This is a genomic window from Collinsella aerofaciens ATCC 25986, from assembly GCF_964259375.1.
GTDB classification, from domain to species: domain Bacteria; phylum Actinomycetota; class Coriobacteriia; order Coriobacteriales; family Coriobacteriaceae; genus Collinsella; species Collinsella aerofaciens_BO.
This window is the reverse complement of sequence record NZ_CAXVJM010000015.1, coordinates 38771-63501: the sequence shown is the minus strand read 5'-3', so window position 1 is coordinate 63501 and position 24731 is coordinate 38771. Positions and strand designations below refer to the sequence as shown.

At 60.1% G+C, this 24731-nt stretch carries 24 protein-coding genes; 23 read left to right on the top strand and 1 reads right to left on the bottom strand.

Going from position 1 to position 24731, the window contains the following annotated elements:
* Positions 1-131: 131 nt before the first annotated feature.
* The 23 genes from ACEXKH_RS07645 to ACEXKH_RS07535 all read left to right on the top strand — a co-directional run bounded on the left by ACEXKH_RS07645 (position 132) and on the right by ACEXKH_RS07535 (position 23760).
* Positions 132-566 (top strand): division/cell wall cluster transcriptional repressor MraZ, encoded by a 435-nt coding sequence (locus tag ACEXKH_RS07645; RefSeq protein ID WP_035137949.1) that lies wholly within the window; start codon positions 132-134, stop codon positions 564-566.
* Between the two features lie 20 nt (positions 567-586).
* A complete protein-coding gene (gene rsmH, locus ACEXKH_RS07640) occupies positions 587-1552 on the top strand; it encodes a 16S rRNA (cytosine(1402)-N(4))-methyltransferase RsmH (protein WP_117636014.1) in 966 nt (321 codons plus the stop codon).
* Positions 1553-1642: 90 nt separating this feature from the next.
* Positions 1643-2113, top strand: a complete 471-nt coding sequence (locus ACEXKH_RS07635) for a hypothetical protein (protein ID WP_373573676.1) — start codon at positions 1643-1645, stop codon at positions 2111-2113.
* Positions 2114-2295: 182 nt separating this feature from the next.
* Positions 2296-3996, top strand: a complete 1701-nt coding sequence (locus ACEXKH_RS07630; protein ID WP_349070140.1) for a peptidoglycan D,D-transpeptidase FtsI family protein — start codon at positions 2296-2298, stop codon at positions 3994-3996.
* 125 nt (positions 3997-4121) lie between these two features.
* Positions 4122-5546, top strand: coding sequence for a UDP-N-acetylmuramoyl-tripeptide--D-alanyl-D-alanine ligase (locus tag ACEXKH_RS07625; protein WP_373573675.1), 1425 nt, complete (start codon positions 4122-4124; stop codon positions 5544-5546).
* 3 nt (positions 5547-5549) lie between these two features.
* On the top strand, positions 5550-6569 hold the full coding sequence (gene mraY / locus ACEXKH_RS07620) for a phospho-N-acetylmuramoyl-pentapeptide-transferase (RefSeq protein WP_117746963.1): 1020 nt from the start codon (positions 5550-5552) through the stop codon (positions 6567-6569).
* A gap of 9 nt (positions 6570-6578) precedes the next feature.
* Positions 6579-7985 (top strand): UDP-N-acetylmuramoyl-L-alanine--D-glutamate ligase, encoded by a 1407-nt coding sequence (gene murD / locus ACEXKH_RS07615; RefSeq protein WP_373573674.1) that lies wholly within the window; start codon positions 6579-6581, stop codon positions 7983-7985.
* 36 nt (positions 7986-8021) lie between these two features.
* Positions 8022-9515: a putative lipid II flippase FtsW gene (gene ftsW, locus ACEXKH_RS07610; RefSeq protein WP_373573673.1), complete on the top strand. Its 1494-nt coding sequence runs from the start codon at positions 8022-8024 to the stop codon at positions 9513-9515.
* On the top strand, positions 9505-10620 hold the full coding sequence (gene murG / locus ACEXKH_RS07605) for an undecaprenyldiphospho-muramoylpentapeptide beta-N-acetylglucosaminyltransferase (protein WP_373573672.1): 1116 nt from the start codon (positions 9505-9507) through the stop codon (positions 10618-10620). The genes ftsW and murG overlap by 11 nt, the downstream gene beginning before the upstream one ends.
* 97 nt (positions 10621-10717) lie before the next feature.
* Positions 10718-12136 (top strand): UDP-N-acetylmuramate--L-alanine ligase, encoded by a 1419-nt coding sequence (murC, locus tag ACEXKH_RS07600; RefSeq protein WP_373573671.1) that lies wholly within the window; start codon positions 10718-10720, stop codon positions 12134-12136.
* 5 nt (positions 12137-12141) lie between these two features.
* A complete protein-coding gene (gene murB / locus ACEXKH_RS07595; protein WP_320677655.1) occupies positions 12142-13053 on the top strand; it encodes a UDP-N-acetylmuramate dehydrogenase in 912 nt (303 codons plus the stop codon).
* 73 nt (positions 13054-13126) lie between these two features.
* On the top strand, positions 13127-14275 hold the full coding sequence (locus tag ACEXKH_RS07590; protein ID WP_373573670.1) for a cell division protein FtsQ/DivIB: 1149 nt from the start codon (positions 13127-13129) through the stop codon (positions 14273-14275).
* A gap of 199 nt (positions 14276-14474) precedes the next feature.
* A complete protein-coding gene (gene ftsZ, locus ACEXKH_RS07585; RefSeq protein WP_373573669.1) occupies positions 14475-15629 on the top strand; it encodes a cell division protein FtsZ in 1155 nt (384 codons plus the stop codon).
* Between the two features lie 210 nt (positions 15630-15839).
* Positions 15840-16640: a polyphenol oxidase family protein gene (locus ACEXKH_RS07580; RefSeq protein WP_373573668.1), complete on the top strand. Its 801-nt coding sequence runs from the start codon at positions 15840-15842 to the stop codon at positions 16638-16640.
* Positions 16637-17473: a phosphate ABC transporter substrate-binding protein gene (locus ACEXKH_RS07575; protein ID WP_373204618.1), complete on the top strand. Its 837-nt coding sequence runs from the start codon at positions 16637-16639 to the stop codon at positions 17471-17473. Before ACEXKH_RS07580 ends, ACEXKH_RS07575 begins: the two co-directional genes overlap by 4 nt.
* A 1-nt stretch (position 17474) precedes the next feature.
* Positions 17475-18398: a phosphate ABC transporter permease subunit PstC gene (pstC, locus tag ACEXKH_RS07570; RefSeq protein ID WP_195502930.1), complete on the top strand. Its 924-nt coding sequence runs from the start codon at positions 17475-17477 to the stop codon at positions 18396-18398.
* 3 nt (positions 18399-18401) lie between these two features.
* Entirely contained in the window at positions 18402-19307 is a 906-nt protein-coding gene (gene pstA, locus ACEXKH_RS07565; protein ID WP_320677644.1) for a phosphate ABC transporter permease PstA, read from the top strand.
* A gap of 12 nt (positions 19308-19319) precedes the next feature.
* The gene (gene pstB, locus ACEXKH_RS07560; protein WP_089571588.1) at positions 19320-20123 is read left to right on the top strand and encodes a phosphate ABC transporter ATP-binding protein PstB; all 804 of its coding nucleotides are present in this window, start codon (positions 19320-19322) and stop codon (positions 20121-20123) included.
* A gap of 92 nt (positions 20124-20215) precedes the next feature.
* Positions 20216-21073 carry a phosphate signaling complex PhoU family protein gene (locus ACEXKH_RS07555; protein WP_373573667.1) on the top strand — a complete coding sequence of 286 codons (858 nt, stop codon included), beginning with the start codon at positions 20216-20218 and terminating at the stop codon, positions 21071-21073.
* Positions 21074-21193: 120 nt separating this feature from the next.
* Positions 21194-21931, top strand: a complete 738-nt coding sequence (locus ACEXKH_RS07550; RefSeq protein WP_373573666.1) for a YggS family pyridoxal phosphate-dependent enzyme — start codon at positions 21194-21196, stop codon at positions 21929-21931.
* Between the two features lie 60 nt (positions 21932-21991).
* On the top strand, positions 21992-22717 hold the full coding sequence (locus tag ACEXKH_RS07545; protein ID WP_195502923.1) for a cell division protein SepF: 726 nt from the start codon (positions 21992-21994) through the stop codon (positions 22715-22717).
* Between the two features lie 15 nt (positions 22718-22732).
* Positions 22733-23020 carry a YggT family protein gene (locus ACEXKH_RS07540; protein ID WP_324249574.1) on the top strand — a complete coding sequence of 96 codons (288 nt, stop codon included), beginning with the start codon at positions 22733-22735 and terminating at the stop codon, positions 23018-23020.
* Between the two features lie 62 nt (positions 23021-23082).
* Entirely contained in the window at positions 23083-23760 is a 678-nt protein-coding gene (locus ACEXKH_RS07535; protein ID WP_343006698.1) for a DivIVA domain-containing protein, read from the top strand.
* A 168-nt stretch (positions 23761-23928) separates the two neighbouring features.
* Here the strand turns inward: ACEXKH_RS07535 and ACEXKH_RS07530 are convergent, their stop codons facing one another.
* Positions 23929-24459, bottom strand: coding sequence for a nitroreductase family protein (locus ACEXKH_RS07530; RefSeq protein ID WP_373573665.1), 531 nt, complete (start codon positions 24457-24459; stop codon positions 23929-23931).
* Between the last annotated feature and the right edge of the window lie 272 nt (positions 24460-24731).

The window sequence follows — 24731 nt, the reverse complement described above, 5'->3', positions numbered from 1 at the left end:
CTCCAAGCTCCTCACGAAGGGGTGGGGAAAGGTGTTGAAAAATGGGGCGGTTCCCCATATTATTGATGACGTCGACAGGCGGGGTGGTTCCCCGCGTACGTGCCATCTGAGTAACCGAGGGGAGGGCGCACATGGGAATGACGGGTGCATACGAGCGCAATCTCGATGCAAAAGGTCGTCTATCCCTGCCTGCACCCCTTCGTGAGGAGCTTGGAGAGCACGTTCGCGTGTTCAAAGCCCTGGATGTCGATGCTCTGTACGTGTTCTCTGCCGAGGCCTTCGATAAGTGGGTCGAAGGACTCTTCGCGGGTCGTGAGGGCCACGAGGGTTTTAACCCGCGTGACATCAACGACCAGAAGCTCATGAGGGCGATCAACAAGCGCACCACGTCGATGGATGTGGACAGCGCGGGTCGTATCGGTCTTTCCGAGTCTCTCCGCAAGCAGGCGAACCTCGACCGCGAGGTCACGGTTGTGGGCAACTACGACCACCTTGAGGTTTGGGACCGCGCTACGGCCGATGAGGACGATGACGACGAGGCCCTGCTGGACCTCTTCTTCTCGTAAGGGCAAGGCACGAGTAACGGATGGAGCGTGGGATCTTGACACAAGAATATCGGCATGAACCTGTCATGCTCGGCGAAGTGCTTGAGTCGCTGCAGCTAAAGAGCGGCTCCGTCGTCTGCGACTGCACCCTTGGCGGTGCCGGCCATTCGGTAAAGATGGCCGCGCAGGTGGGGGAGACCGGCCTTTTGCTCGGCGTCGATCAGGACGACATGGCCCTCGAGGCCGCTGGCGCCCGTCTGGACCGCGAGGTTCCCGGCGTACCGCACCAGCTGCTGAAGGGCAACTTCGGCGACTTGGACGAGCTGCTTTGCTCGGCCGAGGTGCCCGGGGTCGATGGCTTCCTGTTCGACTTGGGCGTTTCGTCGCCGCAACTCGATATCCCTGGCAGGGGCTTTTCGTACAACGAGGACGCCCCATTGGACATGCGGATGGATCCGGGTAACAACACCTTAAACGCAGCTGAGGTCATCAACACCTATAACGAACACGACCTCGCCCGGATTCTACGCGTCTATGGCGAAGAGAAGTTCGCCTCGCAGATCGCGCGTGAGATCGTGCGCCGCCGCGAGCATGAGCCGATCGAAACCACCGGTCAGTTTGTCGAGATCATCAAGGCTGGTATCCCCGCTGCCGCTCGTCGGCATGGCGGACACCCAGCCAAGAAAAGTTTCCAGGCCATTCGCATCGAGGTCAATCACGAACTCGATGTGCTCGAGCGAGGGCTTGACGCCGCCACAAGGTGGCTCAACCCGGGCGGACGCATCTGCGTCATCTCGTATCACTCGCTCGAGGACCGTATCGTAAAGAACCACTTTAAGGAGATGAGCCAGGGGTGCACGTGTCCGCCGGAGATTCCGGTGTGCGTGTGCGGCAACGTGCCGATACTCAAGGTCATCACCCGCAAACCCCTGGTTGCCCAACCCGATGAGGTTGCGCGCAACCCTCGGGCGAGATCAGCCAAGATCCGCGTGGCGCAGCGTCTGTAGACGCGACCGCGCGATATTGGACCTCCCGCTCGTACCACAAACGAAGCTTAAACACACTACCAACGTACTCGGGATGGGAGGCGGCATATCATGGGCTACAACACCTCAAACGCAGCACTCGCCTATGATATGAACGCCATGCCCGCCTATCGTGAGGCACCGCAGGCCCCCATTGCTCCCCGCGAGCAGCGCACGCCGCGCTTTGATGTCTACACGGGCGCGGGCCGTCAGGCAAACCAGGCGGTAAGCCCGGTTTTCATGAGCGTTCTTAAAACGTTTTGCATCATTGCGGCCATCTTCATGACGATCGGTGTCGCCCGTGTGGCGCTCGCCGGCGTTACGGCCCAGGTGCTCAACAGCAACGCCGCGCTTACCAACACGCTCGAGAAGGCGACCGACGAGAGCTCCGACCTGGAGGTCATGCATTCGGTCTATGGTGCCGACACGCGCATTCGCGACCTTGCGGGCGCTTATGGCATGGTGGAGCCCAGCGAGAGCGTTACACTTGATTTTTCGCAGGATGCAGCCGCGGGCGCCAGCTCGACCGCGACCGCTCAGTAACAAGACGGTAGCTGAGTATGACAAATGACTATCGCCGCGGCTCCGACGGGGGTCGCGGTTCTGGACGTCCCTCATCGCGGGGACGTTCTGGTTATCAAGGAACGGGTCGGCCATCTTACAACGCGAGGCCGTCCTATGGCAACGACCCCGCGTCGCGTCTCCGTGGCTCGAGTGGTCCTCAAATGCATAACACCAGACCGCGCAAGAGCTCGTCGACCGAATGGCTCACGGGCACGCCGCTGCCCCGTCGCAAAGCCGTCATGGGCTTTATCGGGCTTGGCTTGGGTTTAGGCGTCCTTCGCCTTGCCGACTATCAAATCGTGGAAGCCGATAAGTTACGCGACCGCGCCGATGCACGTCGCTTGCTCGCGCAGACGCTATATGCCAAGCGCGGTACCATCTACGACCGTAACGGCAACGTGCTGACGTCGTCGGTCGAATGCCGCAACATCGCCGTGAATCCTCAGCTTATCGAGGACGTTGACAAGACGGTATCGGCACTGGTCAAAGCTACGGGCATCGATAAAAAGACCTGTCGCGAGCTCGTTGAGTCGGATGGCACCTGGGTGTATATCAAACGTCAGGTGGACGAGGATGATGTCGCGGCGCTGGAGAAGAAGAACCTGCCAGGCGTGCTCTTTGAGCAGGCCATGAAGCGCGTGTACCCCTACGGCAACCTGGCATCGCAGGTGCTTGGCGTGGTAAACGTGGACAACGACGGTCTGACGGGCCTCGAAAAACAGTACAACAAGCTTTTGACCGGAACCAACGGTTCGCTGGTGCGCGAGCGGGCGAGGGACGGTAGCTATATCGCGGGCGGCGCCTATAAGAAGGTTGCCGCGGTGGACGGCGTGGACATCGTGACGACGCTCGATGTCAATATCCAGCGTGCCGCCGAGGACGCCCTGGCCGAGGCGGTCGAAAAGACCAAGGCCAAGAATGGCTCGGCCCTGGTCACCGATCCCACGACGGGCGAGATTCTGGCGGCATGCTCGTATCCGACATATGACCAGACCGATCTGGAAAACGCCAAGACCGAAGACATGAACTTGCGCCTGGTTACCGATGCCTACGAGCCCGGCTCGGTCTTTAAGACGCTCGTGGCCGGTGCTGGCTTTGATTTGGGCGCCGTGCGTTCGAGCACGTCGTTTGAGGTGCCGGCGAGCATTAAGGTTGGCGACGACACCGTTACCGACGCCGATAAGCGCGACTACACCATGACCATGGACGTGCGCGAGATGATGCGCCGTTCGTCCAATGTGGGCTTTGTCCTGGTGGGACGCAAGATCGGTGCCGATGATTTTGCCACCTATGTGGACAAGTGGGGTATCGGTCATAGCTCCGGTGTCGATTTTCCAGGTGAGAGTCTGGGCATCGTCAAGGAGCGCGACCAGTACGACGGCGCCACGCTGGGCTCGATGAGCTTTGGCCAAGCGCTGTCCGTCTCGCCGATTGAGGTCGCACGTGCCGTGGGCGGCATCGCGAACGGCGGCGTGATGATGACGCCGCACTTCTATAAGTCCAGCAAGGGCGATGAGAAGGACTGGGGTGAAGGCGAGCGTGCGATTTCGGAGGACGCTGCCGCCCAGGTGACATCGTGCATGCAGACGGTCGTGTCCGAAGGCACGGGCGTCGGCGGTGCGGTCGATGGCTATGACGTGGCGGGCAAGACCGGTACGGCCGAGCGTGCTGACGAGAACGGCGGTTACCTCAAGGAGAACTACATGTCGTCCTTTATGGGCTTTGCGCCGGCACAATCGCCCAAGGTGCTGTGCTATATCACACTCGATGGAACGCCGAGCGGCTCGGATGCCGCCGCGGTGCCATTCCAGTCCATTATGGCCAACGCGCTCGACGTGCTGGGTATCCCGCGCACGAAGTAGGGGGTTACAATCTTGAGCGTGGTCTGCCGTTTGATCTGAAGGGTGTTCACATGCCCTGCACCACGCGCGCATGGCACTGGGATACAATACGCCGATAGCATTATTAGGTTTACAGGGGAGCTGCAATGATAGAGATCGCCGTCAACAACCTCGTGGCCTCAACGGGGGCCCGAACCGTGACGGAAGAAGTCGATCGGGTATGCCGCGGGTGCGTTATCGACTCGCGTCAGGTCGAGGAGGGGACGATCTTTGTCGCCTTCCCCGGCGAAAAGGTCGACGGCAACGATTTTGCCTCCCGTGCCATCGAGTCGGGTGCCGGTGCCGTCGTGATGACGCGCGAGCCCGATGCCGAGCTGGTTTCGCTGGCGCAGGACAAGGGATGCGCCATCTTGCTGACCGACGACCCCGTGGAGTTCTTGCTGCGCCTGGCGCACGTATATCGCTTGGAGCTTGGCTGCCTGGTCGTCGGCATTACCGGTTCGATTGGCAAGACGACGACCAAGGACGTGCTCGCCGCCGTACTCGCCAAACGTTATCGCGTCTGGGCCACGAAGGGCAATTTCAACAACCTGATCGGCATGCCGCTCACGGTACTTTCCGCTCCGGCCGATACCGAGGTTCTGGTGCTCGAGATGGGCATGAACCATTTTCATGAGATTGAGCGCCTGTCCCAGTCTGCCAACCCTAATCTTGCCATCGTGAGCAAGATTGGAACCTCCCACATCGGTATCCTGGGTAGCCGCGAGAACATCGCCCGCGCCAAGTCCGAGATTGTCCAGGGCATGTGCGCCGCCGGCGACTTCTCGCCGTTGCTGGTTTTGGGTGGCGAGGACGACTTTACGCCGTTCATTCGCGATACGTTCGCCCGGCCTGCGGGCATTGACGTGATGCTGGCCGGCGTCTCGGACGACGACGAGGTCCGCGCACGCGACATTCGCGTCGACGACGAGGGCCATCCGGTCTTTACGCTCGACTTTGGTCAGGGCGACACGGTCGATACCATGCTGGCTATTCCCGGTGTGCAGTCCGTGCCCAATGCCGTCAAGGCCGCCGCGGTCGCCTATCGTCTGGGCGTGACGCCCGAGCAGATCGATGCCGCCTTTAGGGGCCTTACGATCACCGGTCACCGTCAGGAGATCAAGTGCGCCAAGAGCGGAGCACGCATCATCGACGACTCCTATAACGCCAGTGCCGAGTCTATGGCTGCCGGCCTCGATTTGCTGTGCTCACTCATCTGTGACGGTTCGCGCATGGCGATCCTGGGCGAGATGGGCGAGATGGGCGACGAGGCCCCCCGCATGCATGAGCTCGTGGGCGCCTATGCCGCCGCCAAGAAGCTCGACATGCTCGCGTGCGTCGGCGGCGAGCTGGCTCAGCTCATGGCCGATGCCGCACGCATGATGGGTATGGATGAGGACCGCATCCAGGTGTTCTCCGATTATCAGCAGGTGCTCGACCGCATGGGCGGCGCGCTTGAAAATCATGATGTTGTACTGGTCAAGGGTTCCCGTTTTGTTGAGCTTGACCGCTTTGTGGAAGGTGTGTGCTAGCCCATGTTCGGCAATCCCTCGTATCCTACGTATCAGGCCTTTTTGGGACTTGGCATCGCTGCCGCCATTGCGTTGCTGCTTATGCCGTGGTGGATCAAGCTGCTGAAGGTCGAGGGTATCGGCCAACAGGTCCGAGCCGACGGCCCCAAGCGTCATTTGATTAAGCAGGGTACGCCGACCATGGGCGGCGTCATCATCCTTGTCGCGATCTCGCTGACCTGCCTGCTGATGGGCAAGCTCACCACCGAGCTCGTGCTCGTGCTGCTTGCCACGCTGGCCACCGGCGTTCTGGGTCTCATCGACGACCTGACCTCCGTCACGCATGGTCGCTCGCTCGGCCTGACGCCTCACGCCAAGATGATCGGTCTGACCATCATCTGCGTCACTTTTACCGTGCTCGCCGTCAATTGGTGCGGCGTCGCCCCCGAGATTCGTTTTCCCGGCGGCCTGACGATTGACCTCGGTGTTCTTTCGACCACCATCTGCGGCCTTTCGTTCCCGTGGCTCTACATTGTATTTTGCTGGCTGATGATCGCCGGTCTTTCCAATGCCGTGAACCTGACCGATGGTCTGGACGGCCTTGCCGGTGGCACTTCCATGATCGCCATGCTCGCCATGGCCGCCATGGCGTTTTTGCACGGTGACGTGAACCTGTCCATCTTCTGCACGGCGTGCGCTGGTGCCTGCCTGGGCTTTTTGTGGTTCAATTGCTACCCGGCGAGCATCTTTATGGGCGATACCGGCTCGCTTGCCCTGGGTGCCGCTTTTGCCTGCACCTCCATCATGACCAACACCGAAGTCGTTTCCCTCATCATCGGCGGTCTGTTTATCGTCGAGACTCTGTCGGTCATGATCCAGGTTGTCTATTTCCACTTTACGCACAAGCGCGTCTTCCTTATGGCGCCCATTCATCATCATTTCGAAAAGAAGGGCTGGGCCGAGACCAAGGTCGTTATCCGTTTTTGGATTATCGCCGCGGCCTTTGGCGCCGTTGGCCTCGCCCTGTTCTTCCAGTTGGGATAGTGGTCTTTCATGCCTCTTGCTAATGTCTTTAGCCTGCTTGTTTTGGGGCAGGGTAAATCCGGTCTCGATGTCGCCCGTTGGGCGTTGGCTCACCCCGAGCGCGTGAGCGCCACGACCGTGTATGGCGGCGGTAGCTCCGAGCCCAATGAAGCCACGCGTGCGCTCGAGGCGCAGGGCGCGTCGTTTGTCTACGGCACCGAGCAGGTCGAGGGTGCCTATGACGTGTGCGTGACATGCCCGGGTATCTCGGAGTTTTCGGCCTTCTTTAAGGCTGGGCGTGAGCATGCCGCTCAGATTATGGGCGAGCCCGAGTTTGCCTATCGCCTGTCTCCCCAAAATTGGATCGCCATCACGGGCACCAATGGCAAGACAACTACCACGTCGCTGACCGATTATCTGCTCAAGGCCGCCGGTGAAGCCAGCGTGGCCGTCGGCAATATCGGCGAGCCGCCGGTGAACGAGATCGACGGCCGCGCACACAATGAGTGGTTTGTGGCCGAGCTGTCGAGTTATCAGATTGCTACGACAGCCGAGCTTCATCCTCGCGTGGCGGTGCTGCTCAACATCACGCCCGACCACCTGGGCTGGCACAAGAGCCACAAGAACTATGCGCTTGCCAAGATCAAGTTGTTCGAGAATATGGTCGACGACGACCTCGTGGTTATCGACGTCGAGGATGCCGGCATCCATGAGTTCGATGAGTACATCTACACACCGGGTCGCCGTATCTGCAAGGTCGCTTTTGACGAGCCCGAGGGTGCAGACGCCGCCTTTGTGCGCGACGGTAAGATGGTCGTGCGCCTGAGGGGTGTCGAGACTCAGCTTGTCGCCACGTCCGAGCTCAAGATCTCGGGCCATCACAATGTCATCAATGCCCTATGTGCCGCCACGGCTGCTCTGGCCGTCGGTGCCGATCCCGAGGGCATTTGCCGCGGTTTGGCATCGTTCCAGCCACTCGAACACCGCGTGGAACCCTGCGGCGAGATCGATGGCGTGCGCTACGTCAACGATTCCAAGGCAACGAACACCGATGCAGTCGAAAAGGCCCTGACGGCGTTTTCCGACGACGATGTGATTTTGCTGCTCGGCGGCCACGATAAGGGTACGCCGCTTGCGGACTTTGCCCGCGTCGTTATGGACAACGTGCGCTCGGTCGTTTGCTTTGGCGATGCGCGCGAGCGCTTTACCGCCGCTATGGACGAGGCCGATGTCGATGGTGACGTGGATATCGCCCAGGCCGATGATCTGCGCGATGCCGTTGACGTTGCCCGCTCACTCTCGAGCCGCGGCGACGTGATCCTGCTTTCGCCCGCCTGCTCTTCGTTCGACGAGTTCTCGGGCTACGAGGAGCGCGGTCGCGTGTTTAAGGACTACGTGGCCCAGCTTGCCGCAGCGGCGAAATCGCAAACGGAATAGGGGTTGCCGGTGAGAGAGGAGAGCCCCCGAAGTGATATGAGGAGGCCCGACTCGGACCGTGCTTCCTCGCTGCGTAGCACGCCGCGTTCCGGACGCGGCGGGCAGACGTTCAGTGAGCGCTATATTGCCGGCGTCCCCGCCCGCATCATGCGCCCCCGTTTGATATTTATGGCTTGCCTGTTTAGCTTGGTTTGCTTTGGCTTGCTGATGGTGTACTCGGCATCTTCGGTCGAGGCGATGCACGAGAATGGTTCGGCAACGTTTTTCCTGTTTCGACAGGCCGCGTTTGCCGGAGTTGGCGTGCTGGCTATGGTTGCCATCGTGCGCGTCTTGCCGGACAGTTGGTTTGGGGAAGACGTGCTCAGGATCTTCCTCATGGGCATGATAGGGCTACTGGTTCTGGTGTTCTTTATGGGTAGCGGTAGTCGTGGCGCCACGCGCTGGCTCAACATCGCCGGTATTCAGTTCCAGCCGTCTGAGTTTTTAAAGCCGTTCGCCATCGCGTATTCGGCCATCATGCTCGACCGCATCTTTTCGCCCGGCGGCAACATCAACGAGTTTCTTCGCAAGATGGGCGTCTACCTGGGCATTTCGCTCTTTCTGATCTTTGTTCAGCCCGATTTTGGCACCGTCCTGATCATCTTGTTGACCCTCATGTGCATGGCGTTGTTTGCGGGATTGGACCCCAAATATATCGTTTGGACGGTCGTTGCCGGCATCGCCGTCATTGCGATCGCCCTTATCGCCGAGCCGTATCGTATGACGCGTGTCGAGGTTGCTTGGAATCCTTGGGCAGACGAATATGGCGACGGCTATCAGGCCACGCTTGCCATCATGGCGTTTGCCTCGGGCGGCCTGTTCGGTCGCGGTATCGGCAACTCCACCATGAAGTACTCGTATTTGCCCGAGGCGCATAACGACTACATCTTGGCTATCATCGGCGAGGAAGTTGGCTTTATCGGAACCGTGCTGTTCTTCTTGGTGTTTGCGATGCTGATCTACTCGGCGTTTCGCATTGCCGAGCAGGCGACCGACCGTCGCGGAGCACTTATGGCATCGGGTTCCGCGGTCATCCTTGCGGTGCAGTTTTTGATCAACGCGCTGGGCATTCTCAATGTGTTTCCCATGACGGGCAAGCCGCTGCCGTTTATTAGCTACGGCGGCTCGTCGATTATCGTGTCGCTTATGCTCGCCGGTCTGATCCTGCGCGTTTCGTATGAGAGCGCCCGTCGCGATGAGTACGACCGTCGCCGCGAGAGCTTTGCCGTTATGGATGAGAGTACCGCCGGCGTGCCCCACGTGCGCGGCGAGCGATCTTCGCGTAACGGCTTTACCGTCCTGGATGGCTCTGCGACCGAGCCGGCAGCCCGTCCGCGTCAGCGAACGGCGCCGCAAGGTCGTCCGCAGCGCCCCACTCCCCGCAATGCGGGCGGCGGATATAATCGAATCGATTTGAATTCGGACCCGTCGGCGCGTTTGCGCACCGATGACCAGGGGCCGCGTGTACGAAGGGATTACCATGACCGATAAGATGACCGTTGCTATTGCAGCTGGCGGCACGGCAGGACATATCAACCCCGCGCTCGCCTTGGCCGAGGAGCTGCGAGACCGCGGTCATCACGTTGTGTTCGTGGGCCAATCGCGCAAGCTCGAGGGTCGTCTGGTTCCCGAGGCCGGATTCGATTTTGTGCCCATCACGGTCACGGGCTTCGATCGCTCCCGTCCCTGGACGGCGTTGACCTCGCTGTGGCGCGTCAACAAGGCGAAGCGTGCGCTTGCCCGTCACTTCTCGAAGGTCGGTAAGCCCGATGCCGCTATCGGCTTTGGTGCTTACGTTGAGGTCCCGCTGCTGGGTTGGTGCAAGGACGCCGGCGTTCCGTATCTGCTGCACGAGCAGAACTCTGTTCCGGGTCTGGCCAATAAGATGATGAACTCACATGCCGCCCGCGTGTGCATTTCGGTACCTGCGGCCCGCGCGGTCTTTGAGCGCGAGGGCGACCCCGACCATGTGCTCATGACGGGCAATCCTGTGCGTCGTTCGGTGATCGAGGGCGATCGCGCTCGCGGTCGCAAGACGCTCGGTGTGCCCGAGGACGCGACGCTTCTGCTCGTCTTTGGTGGTTCGCTCGGTGCCCAGCATCTCAACGAGCGCGTTGCCTCGCTCAAGAGTGAGCTGCTGACCCGCGAGAATCTCTACATTTTGCATTCGACGGGTGCCGACGGCTTTGAGGAGACCGAGCGCGCTTTGGCGCTGACGCCCGAGGAGGCGAAGCGCTATCGAGTCCAGCCCTACATCGACAACATGGGCGATATGCTGGCTGCGGCCGATTTGGTGCTCTCGCGTTCCGGTGCCTCGAGCGTGGCGGAGATTGCCGCGCTTGCCGTGCCCTCGGTGCTCGTGCCGTATCCGCACGCCACGGCCGACCACCAGACCACGAATGCGCGTTACCTGGTCGATGCCGGTGCCGGCGTGCTTTGCGCCGATGCCGATATCGATGCCCCTGCCTTTGCCGACGAGCTGCTGCACCTGATCGATGACGCCGCGGCGCGTGATGTCATGCGTCAGGCGGCGCGTGGCTTGGCCCAGGACCGTGCCGCCGCACTTTTGGCCGACGCGGTAGAGGGATTGCGTTAGTTAGACGGGATATCGCCGGTCGCCCTCGCGCGGATGCGGTAGGTGCGGTACAGTTAACGGGTTACAGGCAGTGTTTACGCAAGGAGTACACGAGCACATGGCTGATTCCCAGACTGCAACCTCCGCGCCCGAGTTCAAGAGCGCCCACTTTATCGGTATCGGTGGCGCCGGCATGAGCGGCATCGCCCTCGTCCTGCACGAGCGCGGTTACACCGTTACCGGCTCCGACCTTAAGACGTCGCGCTATATTCGCCAGCTTACCCGCGCCGGCGTGAAGGTCCACGTGGGCCACGAAGCTTCGACAATCGACGAGGTCAAGCCTGACGTGGTTGTGGTCTCCACCGCAATTCCCGAGTCCAACCCCGAGCTCGTGCATGCCCGCGAGCTCGGTATTCCCGTGTGGCCCCGTGCCAAGATGCTCTCGGCCTTGGGCCACGGCTACACCACCGTCGCCGTTGCCGGCACGCACGGCAAGACCACGACGTCTTCGATGTGCGCCACGATGCTCGATCGCATGGGTCTGGACCCCAGCTTTTTAATCGGCGGCATCGTCGAGGGCTACGACACCAACGGCAAGAACGGCTCGGGTGACTACTTTGTCGCCGAGGCCGACGAGTCCGACAGCTCGTTCCTGTTCCTGAACCCCAACGTGGTCATCGTGACCAACGTCGAGGCCGACCATCTCGATCACTACTCGGGTATCGAGGAGATCGAGGCCACCTTTGCAAAGTTTATGGGGCTGGTGGGCGAGGACGGCACCGTCATCGTTTGCGGCGAGGACCCGCATCTGGTCGAGCTCGCCAAGTCGACGGGCCGTCATGTGCTTTCCTATGGCTTTGCCGAGAACAACGACATCGTCTGCGTGCATCCGGATGTCAAGGGCATCCAGAGCGACTTTATCGTTCGCTTTGAGGACGGCACCGAGCACGCTGTCGAGATTAAGAGCAACCCCGGTCGTCACAACATGCTCAACGCCACGGCCGTCTTGACCGTCGCCCATGTCCTGGGTCTCGATATCGACGCCGCCGCTAAGGCACTTTCGAGTTTTGAGGGTGTCCGCCGTCGCTTTACCCACGTGGGCGATATCGACGGCATCACGGTGGTTGACGATTACGGCCATCATCCCACCGAGATCAAGGCGACGCTCGCTGCTGCCTCTTCGCTGGGCTACAAGCATGTCGACGTCGTGTTCCAGCCGCACCGCTATTCGCGCCTGCAGGCTCTGTGCGATGACTTTGCCGATGCCTTTGCCAACGCCGATAAGCTGCTGCTGATCGATGTGTTCTCCGCCGGCGAGATGCCGATTCCGGGCGTTACCTCCAAGATGCTCGCAGATACCGTTCGCGCCAAGCACCCCGGCAAGGAGGTCGTGTACTGCTCCAGCCGTCTTGAGCTCAACCAGGAGCTTGAGAAGCTCGTGGGCGAGGGCGACCTGCTGCTCACCATGGGTGCCGGCGACGTTACGACCGTCGGCCCCGAGTTCATCGAGTATCTGACTGCCAAGAAAGACGCTTAACCTCTATGGGTCTGTTTAACGCCGTCATGGCGCTTTCGGGCATGATCGACACGGACGTGGTCGAGGACGAACGTCTTGCACGCCATACAAGCTATCGTATCGGCGGCAAGGCCGACCTCTTTGTGACGTGCCATAGCTACCATGCCCTGCGTCGCGCCGTGGCGGTGCTCGACCGCGAGCAGGTGCCGTGGGTGATTATCGGCAAGGGGTCCAATCTGCTTGTTGCCGATGCCGGTTATCGCGGCGCCGTTATTTCGCTGGGACGTGAGTTTCAGCGCACGGTTGTTGCCGAGGACGGCTGCACGCTGACCGTTGGTGCGGGCGTGATGTTCGCGCGTTTGGTCAACGACGCCTTGTCGCGCGGGCTTTCGGGCCTTGAGTTCGCGGTCGGTATTCCCGGTTCGGTCGGCGGCGCCGTGTCCATGAACGCAGGTACGCGGACCGAGTGGATCGGCTCCCTTATCGAGGACGTGGTCACGTTTGATTCGGCGTCCGGTATTAAGCACTATGCAGGATCCGAGATCGCTTGGGGGTATCGCGAGTGCAGCCTGCCGCGTAACGAGATCATTCTCGAGTGCGTGCTTAAGCTTAAGGCCGCGCCCAAGGTCGACATTCGCGAACGCATGGAGCGGTACCTGACGCGCCGCAAGCGCACGCAGCCCATGGGCCGTGCATCCTGCGGATCGGTCTTTCGCAACCCGCCCGACGCAAGCGTGGGCAAGTTGATTGAGGATTGTGGATTAAAGGGTTTTTCGGTTGGCGGTGCGGAAGTTTCGCCCGTACACGCTAATTTTATCGTTAATAACGGAACCGCCTCGGCCGATGACGTGGCCGCGGTTATCAGGCATGTGCACGGAAAGGTGAGGGAGGCGTATGGCATCGAGCTCAGACCGGAAGTTAAATTCCTCGGCTTCTAGAGCATCGAAACCAACCTTCCGCCGCGCCGGAGGGCGTTCCGGCGCACCTGCCCAGCCTCAACATAAGCCCGCCATGCCCTCCAAGTCTGTTGGGCCCGTTCGTCCTGCCAAGCGCCCGGTCGTCGGCTCGCAGCTGGGAGGACGCCCCGCTTCTAAAAAGACGAGTCGTCCGGCTCCGCGTCCTTCGGTGACGCCCAAGCCGGCGATGGGCACCAAGACCTCCCGACCCATGGCGACGCCCAGACCTTCGCTGGGAGCTCGTGCGCCGCATGCCGGCCGTACGTTGGCTGGCGCTAAGCCGCGTTCACTGACATCGGTGCCCGCTGCCAAGGCGTCTTCGGCAAAAAAGGGCATCAATCCTCTGTCATCGCTTGGTGCCATGGCAAGCAAGACGACCGACGTCGCTTCTGCCATTAAAGGTAAGGGCAAAATCGCGGGCGGCATCCTGGCAGCCTTGGCCGTACTTGCCATTGTTGCCATCGTCGTCATCAACTCCGGCTTGTTCGCCGCCACCGATATTCAGATTCATGGCAGCGAGCATGTGACCAAGCACGACGCCATGCAGCTCATCAGTCTTCCCGAGAACACGTCGCTCTTTAACGTGGATCCCGATCAGATTACCGAGGGCCTCAAGCAAAACCCGTGGGTCTCGGGCGTGAATGTCCAGCGCCAGTTTCCCCATACGCTTATCATCACGCCGACGGAGCGTAAAGTTATCGCCATTGCGTATATCAGCTCCGACGACCTTGCCTGGGCTATCGGAGACGATGACACCTGGATCGCTCCGCTGTCGACGTCTGTCGAGGTGGACGACCAGGGGAACGTCATTACATCGGGGGAGGGTGCCAACACCCTGACCGGTATCGATGCGGCCCTGGCGCTTGCCAAGCACTACGGCGCCGTGCTGTTGACTGACGTCTCGGCCGATGTCGTACCGGTTTCGGGTCGGGCGGTGAGCTCCAAGGCCGTCAAGGCCGGCCTGGATTACGCACGCGGTTTTTCGAGCGAGTTCTTGGACCAGGTGAAGGATATTTCCACGCCTTCCGTTGAGGCTATCTCGGCAAATCTCGACAACGGCGTCGAGGTGTCGCTGGGCGATTCGGATGATATTGCCAAGAAAGAACGCATCGTGACCAAGCTACTTTCGCAGGTAGAGGGCGTAACCTATATCAATGTACGCTCTCCGGGCAACTACACGTTTAGGAACGCACCGACCGCCTAGCATCCTAAATGGCTTTGTTGAGGGGCCATACCACGCCGTTTATCTGGTTTGTTTGGTTTTCACGGTCAATTATTTGACTGCAACGTTCATAATGTGCAAACATAATACGGTTTACCTTTGCATTTACTTTCAACCTGAAGGTTAATGTGCGCAGGGGTCAACCCATGCTATGGCTATAACCTTTGTTCGGAGGACCGACATGCACGAGACAGAGATCAACAACTACCTTGCCGTCATTAAGGTGGTCGGCGTCGGCGGCGGCGGTACCAACGCGGTCAATCGAATGATCGAAGAGGGCATCCGCGGCGTCGAGTTTGTTGCCATCAACACCGATGCTCAGGCGCTCGCGATCTCTGATGCCGATATCAAGGTGCACATCGGCACCGACCTTACCCGCGGCCTGGGCGCCGGCGCCAACCCCGAGGTTGGCCGCAAGGCTGCCGATGAGTCCCGCGACGATATCGCCGAGGCGCTCGCTGGCGCCGACATGGTGTTCATCACCTGCGGCGAGGGCGGTGGTACCGGTACCGGCGCTGCTCCCATCGTTGCCGATATCGCGATGAACGAGGTCGGCGCGCTGACCGTCGCCGTTGTGACCAAGCCCTTCACCTTCGAGGGTCGCAAGCGCAAGAAGAGCGCCGAGGAGGGCATCAAGACCCTCTCCGATTGCGTCGACACCATGATCGTTATCCCTAACGACAAACTGCTCGACATCGCCGAGAAGAAGACCACCATGCTCGAGGCCTTCGCGATTGCCGATGGCGTCCTTTCCCAGGGCACCCAGGGCATCACCGACCTCATCACCGTCCCGGGTATCATCAACCTGGACTTCGCCGATGTTAAGACCATCATGAAGCAGGCCGGTACCGCCATGATGGGTATCGGTACCGCTTCTGGGGACACCCGTGCCGTCGACGCTGCCCAGCAGGCTATCTCCAGTCCGCTGCTCGAGAGCTCCATCGATGGCGCCACGCGCGTCCTGCTTTCCATCGCCGGCTCCAAGGACCTGGGCATCCAGGAGATCAGCGACGCCGCCGACGTTGTCGCCAATGCTGTCGACCCCGAGGCCAACATCATCTTCGGTACCGTTGTTGACGAGTCCCTGGGCGACCAGGTGCGCATCACCGTTATCGCTACGGGCTTCTCCGACTCCAACGTCAACCGTCAGGACGAGCTCTTCGCTGCCCAGCAGTCCCAGAGCAAGGCTGCTGCTTCTGCTGAGCCGCAGCGCACTGCTCCGACTGCCAGCCCCGCTCAGGCTGCCCCGACTCGCAACGTCGGTGGTACCGAGCTGCCCAACTTTGGCAACGATCAGTTTGAGCTTCCCGACTTCCTCAAGCGCGGCAGCTTCTAAGTCGTTCTTCGCATTGTTTTGCACAGGGGCGCGTCCGTATGGATGCGCCCTTTTTGTTTCTCGTTTGTAAACGAAAGCCTCCAATCTCCTTACGTTCCCTTTACGTTTGGTCCCTACCGCTGCGGGTATCCTTTTGATGAAGTATGGCAGCCGTATGACACGGACTGCTGCGGCTTCGCCGCGATACTTGTGTTATTAGGAGGCTTTAGTATGGCAGCACGTGCGGACAACGTTTCGCGTGTCGACCATGATGGAGTTACGTTGGTAGAGGGCGCGACGCACGATGTCCGCTTTGCCTTTACCGAGCGCACCGGTGGCGTTTCCGAAGATGCGTACTCCTCGCTCAACCTGGGCTCGCATGTAGGCGATGACCCCTTTGCTGTTCAAGAAAATCGTCGTCGAGCGCTCGAAGCCATGGGCGCCGCTGAGTGCGAGCATAATCTGCTTGTTCCCAATCAGGTGCACGGCGACCATGTCGTGACGGTGACCTCGAACGGCGCCGACGATCTCGAGAACATTCGCGAACAGATTGCCGAGGGCTGCGATGCCATCGTCTGTACGGCCCATGAGGTGCCCGTGATGCTCTGCTTTGCCGATTGTGTTCCCGTGGTGCTGGTGGCTCCCAACGGCTTTGCCGTGGTGCATTCTGGCTGGAAGGGCACGATTGCGCGCATTTCCGCCAAGGCCAGCCAAGCACTCTGCGAGGCGGCTGACTGCACGCCGGAGGACATCTCTGCCTATATTGGGCCCCATATCCTGGGTGACGAGTATGAGGTGTCCCAAGAACTTATGGATCGCTTTGCCGCCGAGTTCGCGTGCATCGATGCTACCGCTTCCCGTATGCTCGATCTTTCCGCCGCCATTCGCGAGGCGCTGGTGGATGCCGGTGTCGATGTGAATGGCATTGTGGACACCAAACTTTCCACCGTGCGTCAAAACGACCGCTTTTATTCCTATCGCAACGAGGGCGGGACCTGTGGGCGCCATGCTGCGATCGGCGTGATGCTATGAGAAAGATCGCATCGGTCCTGAGCGCGGCAGTGCTCACGCTCACGCTGTGCGCCTGCTCCTCGGGATCTTCTACCTCTTCCATCACCGTTGCCGGCTCTACGACGTGCCTTCCCATTGCCGAGATCGCGGCCGAGGGCTTTAAAGAGGAGACCGGCACCGACGTGCTCGTCTCCGGCCTTGGCTCATCTGCTGGCATCGAAGCTGTTAGCGCCGGCACCGCCGATATCGCCAGCTCCTCTCGTGGCCTCAACGCCGATGAGCAAGACCTGGGTCTGACGCCTATCGTTATCGCGCACGACGGCATTGCAGTCATCGTGAACGACGACAACCCGGTCGATAATCTCTCGACCGAGCAGCTCCGCGATATTTACGCCGGCAAGATCACCAACTGGAAAGAAGTCGGCGGAGAGGACCTGAAGATTCAGGTTATCAACCGCGACGAGGCGTCCGGTACGCGTGAGGCCTTCCGCACTATCGTGATGGACGGCACGCCATTCGATCGCCGCTCGGCTGTTCTTTCGGGCACGGGCCAGGTGCGCGATGTCGTGTCTCGCTCGCGTGGCGCCATTGGCTACATCTCGCTGGGTTTTGTCGAGAGCCTCAACGCCAAGACCTCGGTCAAGGCTGTTTCGGTCAACCATGTCGAGGCATCCGAGAAGACGGTCGCAAGTGGCGGCTATCCCATCTCGCGTGACCTTTACTTCTTTGTGAAGGGGACGCCTTCGCAGCAGGCGCAGGATTACATCGACTATGTGACGTCCGAAAAGATGGACAAGCAGATTCGCGAGGCGGGCTTTATTCCCGTCACCAACGACGGAAAGGGGAGTGAGTAGCGTGGAAGCACAGGAAACCCCCCAGATTGAGCAGGAGACCCGGGTGCCCAAAAAGCGTGAGTTGGCGTTGGTGTCGCGCAGCACCTATCTTAAGGAGAAGGCGCTGCAGTGGATCTTCTTTGCCTGCGCGTTCTTGGCGGTCGTCACCGTCATCCTGATTTTTGTCTTTACCACGTACTCGGCGCTGCCGGTCTTTACCGACATCGGCCTGGCGGACTTCTTTAGCTTTACATGGGCACCCTCTGAGGGCCACTACGGCATTATGTCGCTGCTGGCGGGTTCTGGTCTGGTGACTGTCGGTGCGCTCGCCATGGGTGTGCCCCTGGGTGTGGGCACGGCCGTGTATCTGGTCGAGATCGCCAGCAAACGCGTGCGCAGGCTCATCAGCCCCGCCGTCGACCTGCTGGCGGGCATCCCCTCCATCATCTACGGCTTCTTTGGCATGGTCATCATCCGTCCGTTTATCGCGCAGCTGACCGGCGGTCTTGGCTTTGGCGCGCTGACGGCGTGGTTCGTGCTCGCCATCATGATCGTTCCCACCATCACCACGCTCACCATCGATGCCCTCAATTCCATTCCCATGGGCATTCGTGAGGCATCCTATGCCATGGGTGCCACCAAGTGGCAGACCATCTACAAGGTCGTGCTTCCTGCAGCCAAGCTGGGCATTGTCGATGCGATTGTCTTGGGTATGGGGCGTGCCATCGGTGAGACCATGGCCGTGCTGATGGTCGTGGGCAACGCCCCGGTCATTCCGGATAGCATCTCGAGCCCCATCTCGACGCTCACGAGTCAGATTGCGCTCGACATGAGTTATTCCTCGGGCCTGCACCGCTCGGCTCTGTTCGGCATGGGCGTTGTCCTGTTTATCATCTCCGCTGCACTGGTGGGTATCGTCCGCCTGATTTCCAAGAAGAGGGGGTAGGCTATGTCCGATTCCGTTGACACGACGGTCGATACGACCTCGTCGCGTGAGCGCATCAAGCGTGCCCTTTCCCATGGCAAGAAGGGCCGCATCAACAAGGATCTGTCCAACAAGATCATGCTCGGCGTGTTTCGCGCCGCGGCCTATATCACCACGCTGGTGCTGATCGCCATCATCGCCTACGTGGTCATCAACGGCCTGCCGCATATCTCGCTCGACTTTATCTTTGGCTGGCCGCAGGGCGTAAACGCCGAGGGCGGCATTTGGCCCACGATCGTCTCGACCATCTACGTGACGGCGCTCGCCATGCTCATCTGCACTCCGGTTGCCGTCTTGGCTGCGGTCTATCTGGCCGAGTACGCCAAGCAGGGCAAGGTCGTCGACATCATTCGCTATGCTGCCGATGCCCTGGCCTCGGTGCCCTCCATTGTTATGGGCCTCTTTGGCTACGCCTTGTTTGTCGAGGCTATGGGTCTGGGCCTTTCGATGGTCTCGGCCGCCCTGGCGCTGGCACTTCTGATGCTGCCCATTGTCATGCGTACCACCGAGGAGGCAATCCGCGCCGTTCCGCGCTATATCCGTTGGGGCGCATACGGCCTGGGCGCCACCAAGTGGCAGGTCGTCTCCAAGATCGTGCTTCCTTCTGCCTTTGGCCGCATTGCCACCGGCATTGTCCTTGCCATCGGCCGCGCCATCGGCGAGACCGCCGTGGTGCTCTACACCATGGGTCAGGCCATCAACCTGCCTATTTCGCCGCTCGATTCCGGTCGTCCCATGACCGTTCACCTTTATCTGCTTGCCAATGACGGCATCAACATGAACGCAGCCTACGGCACCGCGCTTTTGCTGATGGCGATTATTCTGGCCTTCAACCTGTTTGCGCGTTATCTGTCGCGCAAACGCCGCTAGTTAAGGAGTCCCATGTCCGTCTATCAGTCCGCTCCCACGCTGGAGCAAGCGGCCATCACGGCCAAGGATTTCAACTTTTGGTACGGTGACTTTCATGCGCTGACGGGGCTCGACCTCAACATCGCCAAAAACGCCATCACTTCGTTTATCGGTCCTTCGGGCTGCGGCAAATCGACGTTTTTGCGCTGCATCAACCGTATGAACGACCTTATCGAGGGTACCCGCGTCGAGGGCACCATGACGCTCGACGGCAACGATATCTATGCCGAGGGCGTCGACCCGGTCGACCTTCGCCGCCGCGTGGGCATGATTTTTCAGCAGCCCAACCCGTTTCCCAAATCCATCTACGAGAATGTCGCTTTTGGCCCTCGTCTGCAGGGCGTGACTAGCAAAAGCGACCTCGATGACATCGTGGAAGAATCGCTCAAGCGCGCCAACCTCTGGAAAGAGGTATCCAATCAGCTCAACAAGGATGGTTTGGCGCTCTCGGGCGGTCAGCAGCAGCGTCTGTGCATCGCGCGTGTGCTTGCGGTGCAGCCCGATGTCCTACTGATGGACGAGCCCTGCTCCGCCATCGACCCCACGTCCGTCTCTAAGGTCGAGGATCTGATGGCCGAGCTGGCGCCCGAGATGACGATCATCATCGTCACGCATTCTATGCAGCAGGCCGCTCGCATTAGCGACTACACCGCATTTTTCTTGCAGGAAGTTGCCGGCGAGCCCGCCACGCTCATCGAGTATGGTCAAACCGACGCGATCTTCACCAGCCCGGTGGATTCACGGACGGAAGACTATATCACCGGCCGCTTTGGCTGATCGGTGCGACTAGTCCCAAGCCGATCGGACCTGGTCCGGTGCGTATTCACTGTGCGGGCGGCATGACCGCACCCAACTGATTGGAGTGAACCATGCGCAAACTGTTTTCCCGTCAGCTCATCGAAGCCCGTCACGAGATGCTGAGCATCTACGAGGCTGTAGACCTGGCGCTTCACGACACCGTGAAGGCCTATGTGACCGACGATCGCAAGCTCGCCACCAAGACCAAGAAGCGCACGCTCTCGATCGATGCGCGCTGCGCCAACTTGGAGGCCGTGTGCTACAACCTGATCGCTACGCAGTCGCCGGTCGCCTCCGACTTCCGCTTGCTGCAGACGATCATCTACGTCGACTTTAACCTGCAGCGCATGACCGATAAGGTTCGCCAGATCTGCCGCGCCACGCGTCACATGGTCAAGGCCGACATCTCGCTGCCCCAGGAACTTGTCGCTACGGTCGAGGCCGAGGCCGAGGCTGTTTACCAGGTGCTGGGTTCGTCACTTTCTGCGCTCGTCACCAACGATATGTCCATCATCTGCAACCTGGCCGGCGAGGACGAGCCGGTGCACGCGGCGTACGAGAAGTTCTTCCGTACCTTCAACCGCATGGACACGGGCGATTTTATGGACGACGACAGTAACTATGACGATCTGCGCCGTGCCATCATGGTTTCGCGCTACCTCGATCGCATCGCCTCGATTTCCATTGATGCCGCCTGCCGTCTGACCTTCCTTTTGACCGGCCAGCGCATGACTGCCGGCGATATCGCCCGTACGGACGAGGATGAGCTTGAGAGCATGCGCGTGCCTTCGGGCGAGGGCGTCATCATGAGGCCTGCCGTCGATGCACACTATGTTGCCAAAGTGCCCGCTAACGAGGTGAGCGAGGGTCTCCGCTACCTGCTCGAGCACCTCGAGGACGAGGACGACTCCGAGGACGACGAGGAGTAGGGTGGCCCCGTTCGTCGAAAGATTGTAAATACCTATGTGAGCGCGGCCTTGCACATGCGAGGCCGCGCTCTTGCGTTAGCATGGGACTACTTGTTTGGCTGTCTGCGGAGGCGATTGGCAATGGATAACTATTTGGACTTGATGCGCGCTCGCCGCGAGCAGATTCTGGAGCGTTTTTATGCAGCACTCGATCGCGCGGGCCGTCCCCACGATGCCGCGCGCCTGATTGCCGTCTCCAAGACTGTTGGCGTCGATGAGACCGTTGCCGCTATCCAGGCGGGGTATCGCCATTTTGCCGAGAACCGCCCGCAGGAGCTCGTTCGCAAGCTTGCAGGCCTCGCGGAGCATCCGGAGCTACCCGAGGTGCGCTTCGATATGATCGGCAACCTGCAGACCAACAAGATCAATGCGGTTCTGGGCTCGGCCGAGCTGATTCATTCGGTGGGATCGCTGCATTTGGCTCAGGCTATCTCGAGCCGTGCGGTCCGCAAGATTGAGGCGGGCGAGCTCTCCGGCCCCCAGCGCGTGCTGATCGAGGTCAATGTGAGCGGCGAGGAGTCCAAGGGCGGCTTTTCGCCCGACGAGGTCCGAGACGCCGCAGGTGAGCTTGCGGAGCTTGAGGGAATTTGTGTGCAGGGCCTTATGACTATGGCACCACGGGGTAATAAAGATGTGGCGCGCCGCACCTTTGCCGGACTTCGCGAGCTAAGGGATGAGCTTGAGGCGACGCACTCCGATCTGAGCCTGCCCGAACTTTCCTGCGGCATGAGCGAGGACTTTGAGCCTGCCCTTGAGGAAGGCTCTACGCTCGTTCGCCTGGGCAGGGTAGTATTTAGCCCGGAGTTTGCAGTAAAATAAGGCTCTGAAGTGCGCACTGATTATCAGAGCGCCTGCACTAAACCGCGAGAGGACACAACCATGGGCTTCCTTGACGAGATTAAAAATAAGATGCACCTGGGCGGCCAGCAGGGTTACGACCAGGGTTATGGTCAGGACGACGACTACGGCTACGATGATGGCTATGACGACGGCTACCAGAACAACGGTTACAGCGGTGCTTCGGGCGAGGGCTTCTACACCCAGGACGAGCCGAGCAACGGCCTGTTGGGTCAGACGCGCCGCGGCGAGGCCGAGTCGGTGGCCGTGTACACGCGCTCCGGTCAGCTGGTCGGTGACGATTCTCGCCACGCTACGACCTACAACCCGCCATCGCGCTCGCAGGAGACGGTTGCGGGCGGTTATCGTCCCGGTGCCTACGACACGCCGTCGAGCTATGCCGAGAGCACGCGTGCCCGCGCTGCTGCCCCCGCACCTGCTCCCTCACCGAGCGATGCTTCGGCGTATGCGAGCAATATCATCAACGCTACGCCGCAGCTGCCGGCTTATGTCCTGCGCCCCGAGAGCTATGACGACGTGGAGACCGTCGTGCGCCGCGTGCGCACCAAGCAGCCTGTCGCGCTGATTTTTGTGGGCGTTCGTACCGAGGTCGCCAAGCGCGTCCTGGACTTCTCTTACGGGTTTGCCTGCGGCCTGGGTGCCACCGTTAAAGAGGTTGGCGATCGCGTGTTTATGGTGCTGCCCGCCGGTTGCGAGGTCAAGGATTCGGACCTCAAGAAGCTCCGTGCCGACGGCTACCTTAAGTAAAGACAAGACGAGGAGATTCTCATCAACATCTACACCATTGTCCAGCTGGTCAATACGCTGTTCAACTTCTACTCCACGCTCATCGTGGTCTACTGCCTTATGACGTGGATCCCTATGAAACAGGGCGGATTGCTACAGGATATCGCCGCCGTCCTCGATAGCGTGTGCGGCCCGTGGCTCAATTTGTTCCGCCGGTTTATCCCGCCCATGGGCGGCGTCGATTTTTCACCGGTCGTTGCGATTATTGCGTTGCAGTTGGTGCAGAAGCTGGTTCTGCAACTTCTTATAGGTATACTCATATAAAACTGGCTTAGTAACTCACGTCGGGCGCACGGCGCCAAGGCGAAGATAAAGGAGAACTTGTTATGGCTATTACCCCTGCTGACATTCAGGCTCAGACCTTCTCTGAGGCCAAGCGCGGCTACGATCCCGCCGAGGTCGACGTCTTCCTGGAGACCCTGTCCTCTGAGGTCGATGCCATGCTCGCCAAGATTGTCGATCTTAAGGGTCGTCTGACCGCCACCGAGCAGCAGCTCGCCGATACGCAGGCCCAGCTTGCTCAGGCTCAGGACGCTGCCGCGCAGGCCGTTCCCGCCGCCCCCGTGGCCGCTCCTGCACCCGACTTCTCCGCTCAGGAGCGCCAGATTTCCGCTGCCCTTATTGCTGCCCAGCAGACCGCCGAGGGCATTGTCAACGACGCCAACGAGAACGCCGACCGCATCCGCAACGAGGCCGACGCCAAGGCCCGCGAGGTCATCCGTCAGGCCCTGACCGAGAAGCAGGCCGAGCTTGAGGAGATCGACCGTCTTAAGGCTTCCCGTGAGGAGTTTAAGGCCGAGTACCTCAAGCTCATCCAGCACTTCATGGACGATGCTCAGAACTCCTTCCCGTCCGATCTCATGGCTTCCACGCCGGTCGGTTCCGCCGCTTCTCCGGCTGTGACCGTTCCTGCTGCCGAGCCGCTGCCCGTCGCCGAGCCGGTTATCCCCGTTGCCGATCCCTTCGCACCGATCGACAACTTCGCCGCCGACGATTTGGATTAGCACCAGACTTACAATCTAGCGTTCTTAAGAGGAGCTCGCACTTGCGGGCTCCTTTTTTGTGGCTGTAAACGGGTTGGAAAACAAAACGCCGAGCCCTGCGCGTGGTGGTGCAGAGCTCGGCGGACGGGCTGGAGGTCAAAGGCAGATGTTAAGGCATGTCCCAATAATCTACTTAAGGATGAAGTCGGAGAGGGGAATGGTGCGGGCCTCGCGATGCTCGGGGTCGGCGATATGGTCGGCGGGATAGCCGCAGACGAGCATGTGATAGGGATAGACGCCCTCGGGCAGGTTGAACTGCTCGCGGGCTAGCTCGGGCTTAAAATGGCATACCCAGCACGTTCCCAGGCCCTGCTCCTCGGCCTCCATCATCATCTGATCGCAGACAATCGAAGTATCGATGGCACTGGAGTTCATCTGGTCATAAGGGCGCACCCAAGCATCGTCAGTAACGCTGCAAATAAGAAAGATAAGCGGAGCCCCAAAGATAGACCCCTCACGAGCAAAGCGCGGCTGACAAGCAGCAGCCTTTTCCAACAACTCCGGAGTATCAAGCACCATCACACGGGTTGGATGATTATTACAAGCAGAAGGAGCAATGCGCCCCGCCTCAACAATGGCATCCACCACCGACTGCTCAACAGGCCGATCCTCAAAAGAACGACAAGAATACCGAGTCCGAGCCAAATCCAAATACCCCATACGAGCCTCCAAAGCTAATAAAACAACCCAAAACTAAGCAAAAGGGTACCCAAAGCAACATTCAGCCAAACGTTTAAAGCGGTCCCAAAGTTTCCAATCGGGCCCCAAGGCCCTGCCAACAAAAGCCCCATCGCTTTCAAAGTATCAGCCAAAGTTTCCAATGGTGGTACGTAAGGGAGCGGGCCCGACCACTAATACCCTTTTGAACGACTCTGCTTGCAGCCGGAGTGAAAAAGGTTATTAGTGGTCGGGCCCGCGACCGCCGGGACACG

What these genes read in the sequence shown, in the direction of transcription:
- ACEXKH_RS07645 (WP_035137949.1), top strand. Translation starts at nt 132, where the DNA reads ATGGGAATGACGGGTGCATACGAGCGCAATCTCGATGCAAAAGGTCGT.
- rsmH (WP_117636014.1), top strand. Translation starts at nt 587, where the DNA reads ATGGAGCGTGGGATCTTGACACAAGAATATCGGCATGAACCTGTCATG.
- ACEXKH_RS07635 (WP_373573676.1), top strand. Translation starts at nt 1,643, where the DNA reads ATGGGCTACAACACCTCAAACGCAGCACTCGCCTATGATATGAACGCC.
- ACEXKH_RS07630 (WP_349070140.1), top strand. Translation starts at nt 2,296, where the DNA reads ATGCATAACACCAGACCGCGCAAGAGCTCGTCGACCGAATGGCTCACG.
- ACEXKH_RS07625 (WP_373573675.1), top strand. Translation starts at nt 4,122, where the DNA reads ATGATAGAGATCGCCGTCAACAACCTCGTGGCCTCAACGGGGGCCCGA.
- mraY (WP_117746963.1), top strand. Translation starts at nt 5,550, where the DNA reads ATGTTCGGCAATCCCTCGTATCCTACGTATCAGGCCTTTTTGGGACTT.
- murD (WP_373573674.1), top strand. Translation starts at nt 6,579, where the DNA reads ATGCCTCTTGCTAATGTCTTTAGCCTGCTTGTTTTGGGGCAGGGTAAA.
- ftsW (WP_373573673.1), top strand. Translation starts at nt 8,022, where the DNA reads ATGAGGAGGCCCGACTCGGACCGTGCTTCCTCGCTGCGTAGCACGCCG.
- murG (WP_373573672.1), top strand. Translation starts at nt 9,505, where the DNA reads ATGACCGATAAGATGACCGTTGCTATTGCAGCTGGCGGCACGGCAGGA.
- murC (WP_373573671.1), top strand. Translation starts at nt 10,718, where the DNA reads ATGGCTGATTCCCAGACTGCAACCTCCGCGCCCGAGTTCAAGAGCGCC.
- murB (WP_320677655.1), top strand. Translation starts at nt 12,142, where the DNA reads ATGGGTCTGTTTAACGCCGTCATGGCGCTTTCGGGCATGATCGACACG.
- ACEXKH_RS07590 (WP_373573670.1), top strand. Translation starts at nt 13,127, where the DNA reads ATGCCCTCCAAGTCTGTTGGGCCCGTTCGTCCTGCCAAGCGCCCGGTC.
- ftsZ (WP_373573669.1), top strand. Translation starts at nt 14,475, where the DNA reads ATGCACGAGACAGAGATCAACAACTACCTTGCCGTCATTAAGGTGGTC.
- ACEXKH_RS07580 (WP_373573668.1), top strand. Translation starts at nt 15,840, where the DNA reads ATGGCAGCACGTGCGGACAACGTTTCGCGTGTCGACCATGATGGAGTT.
- ACEXKH_RS07575 (WP_373204618.1), top strand. Translation starts at nt 16,637, where the DNA reads ATGAGAAAGATCGCATCGGTCCTGAGCGCGGCAGTGCTCACGCTCACG.
- pstA (WP_320677644.1), top strand. Translation starts at nt 18,402, where the DNA reads ATGTCCGATTCCGTTGACACGACGGTCGATACGACCTCGTCGCGTGAG.
- pstB (WP_089571588.1), top strand. Translation starts at nt 19,320, where the DNA reads ATGTCCGTCTATCAGTCCGCTCCCACGCTGGAGCAAGCGGCCATCACG.
- ACEXKH_RS07555 (WP_373573667.1), top strand. Translation starts at nt 20,216, where the DNA reads ATGCGCAAACTGTTTTCCCGTCAGCTCATCGAAGCCCGTCACGAGATG.
- ACEXKH_RS07550 (WP_373573666.1), top strand. Translation starts at nt 21,194, where the DNA reads ATGGATAACTATTTGGACTTGATGCGCGCTCGCCGCGAGCAGATTCTG.
- ACEXKH_RS07545 (WP_195502923.1), top strand. Translation starts at nt 21,992, where the DNA reads ATGGGCTTCCTTGACGAGATTAAAAATAAGATGCACCTGGGCGGCCAG.
- ACEXKH_RS07535 (WP_343006698.1), top strand. Translation starts at nt 23,083, where the DNA reads ATGGCTATTACCCCTGCTGACATTCAGGCTCAGACCTTCTCTGAGGCC.
- ACEXKH_RS07530 (WP_373573665.1), bottom strand. Translation starts at nt 24,459, where the DNA reads ATGGGGTATTTGGATTTGGCTCGGACTCGGTATTCTTGTCGTTCTTTT.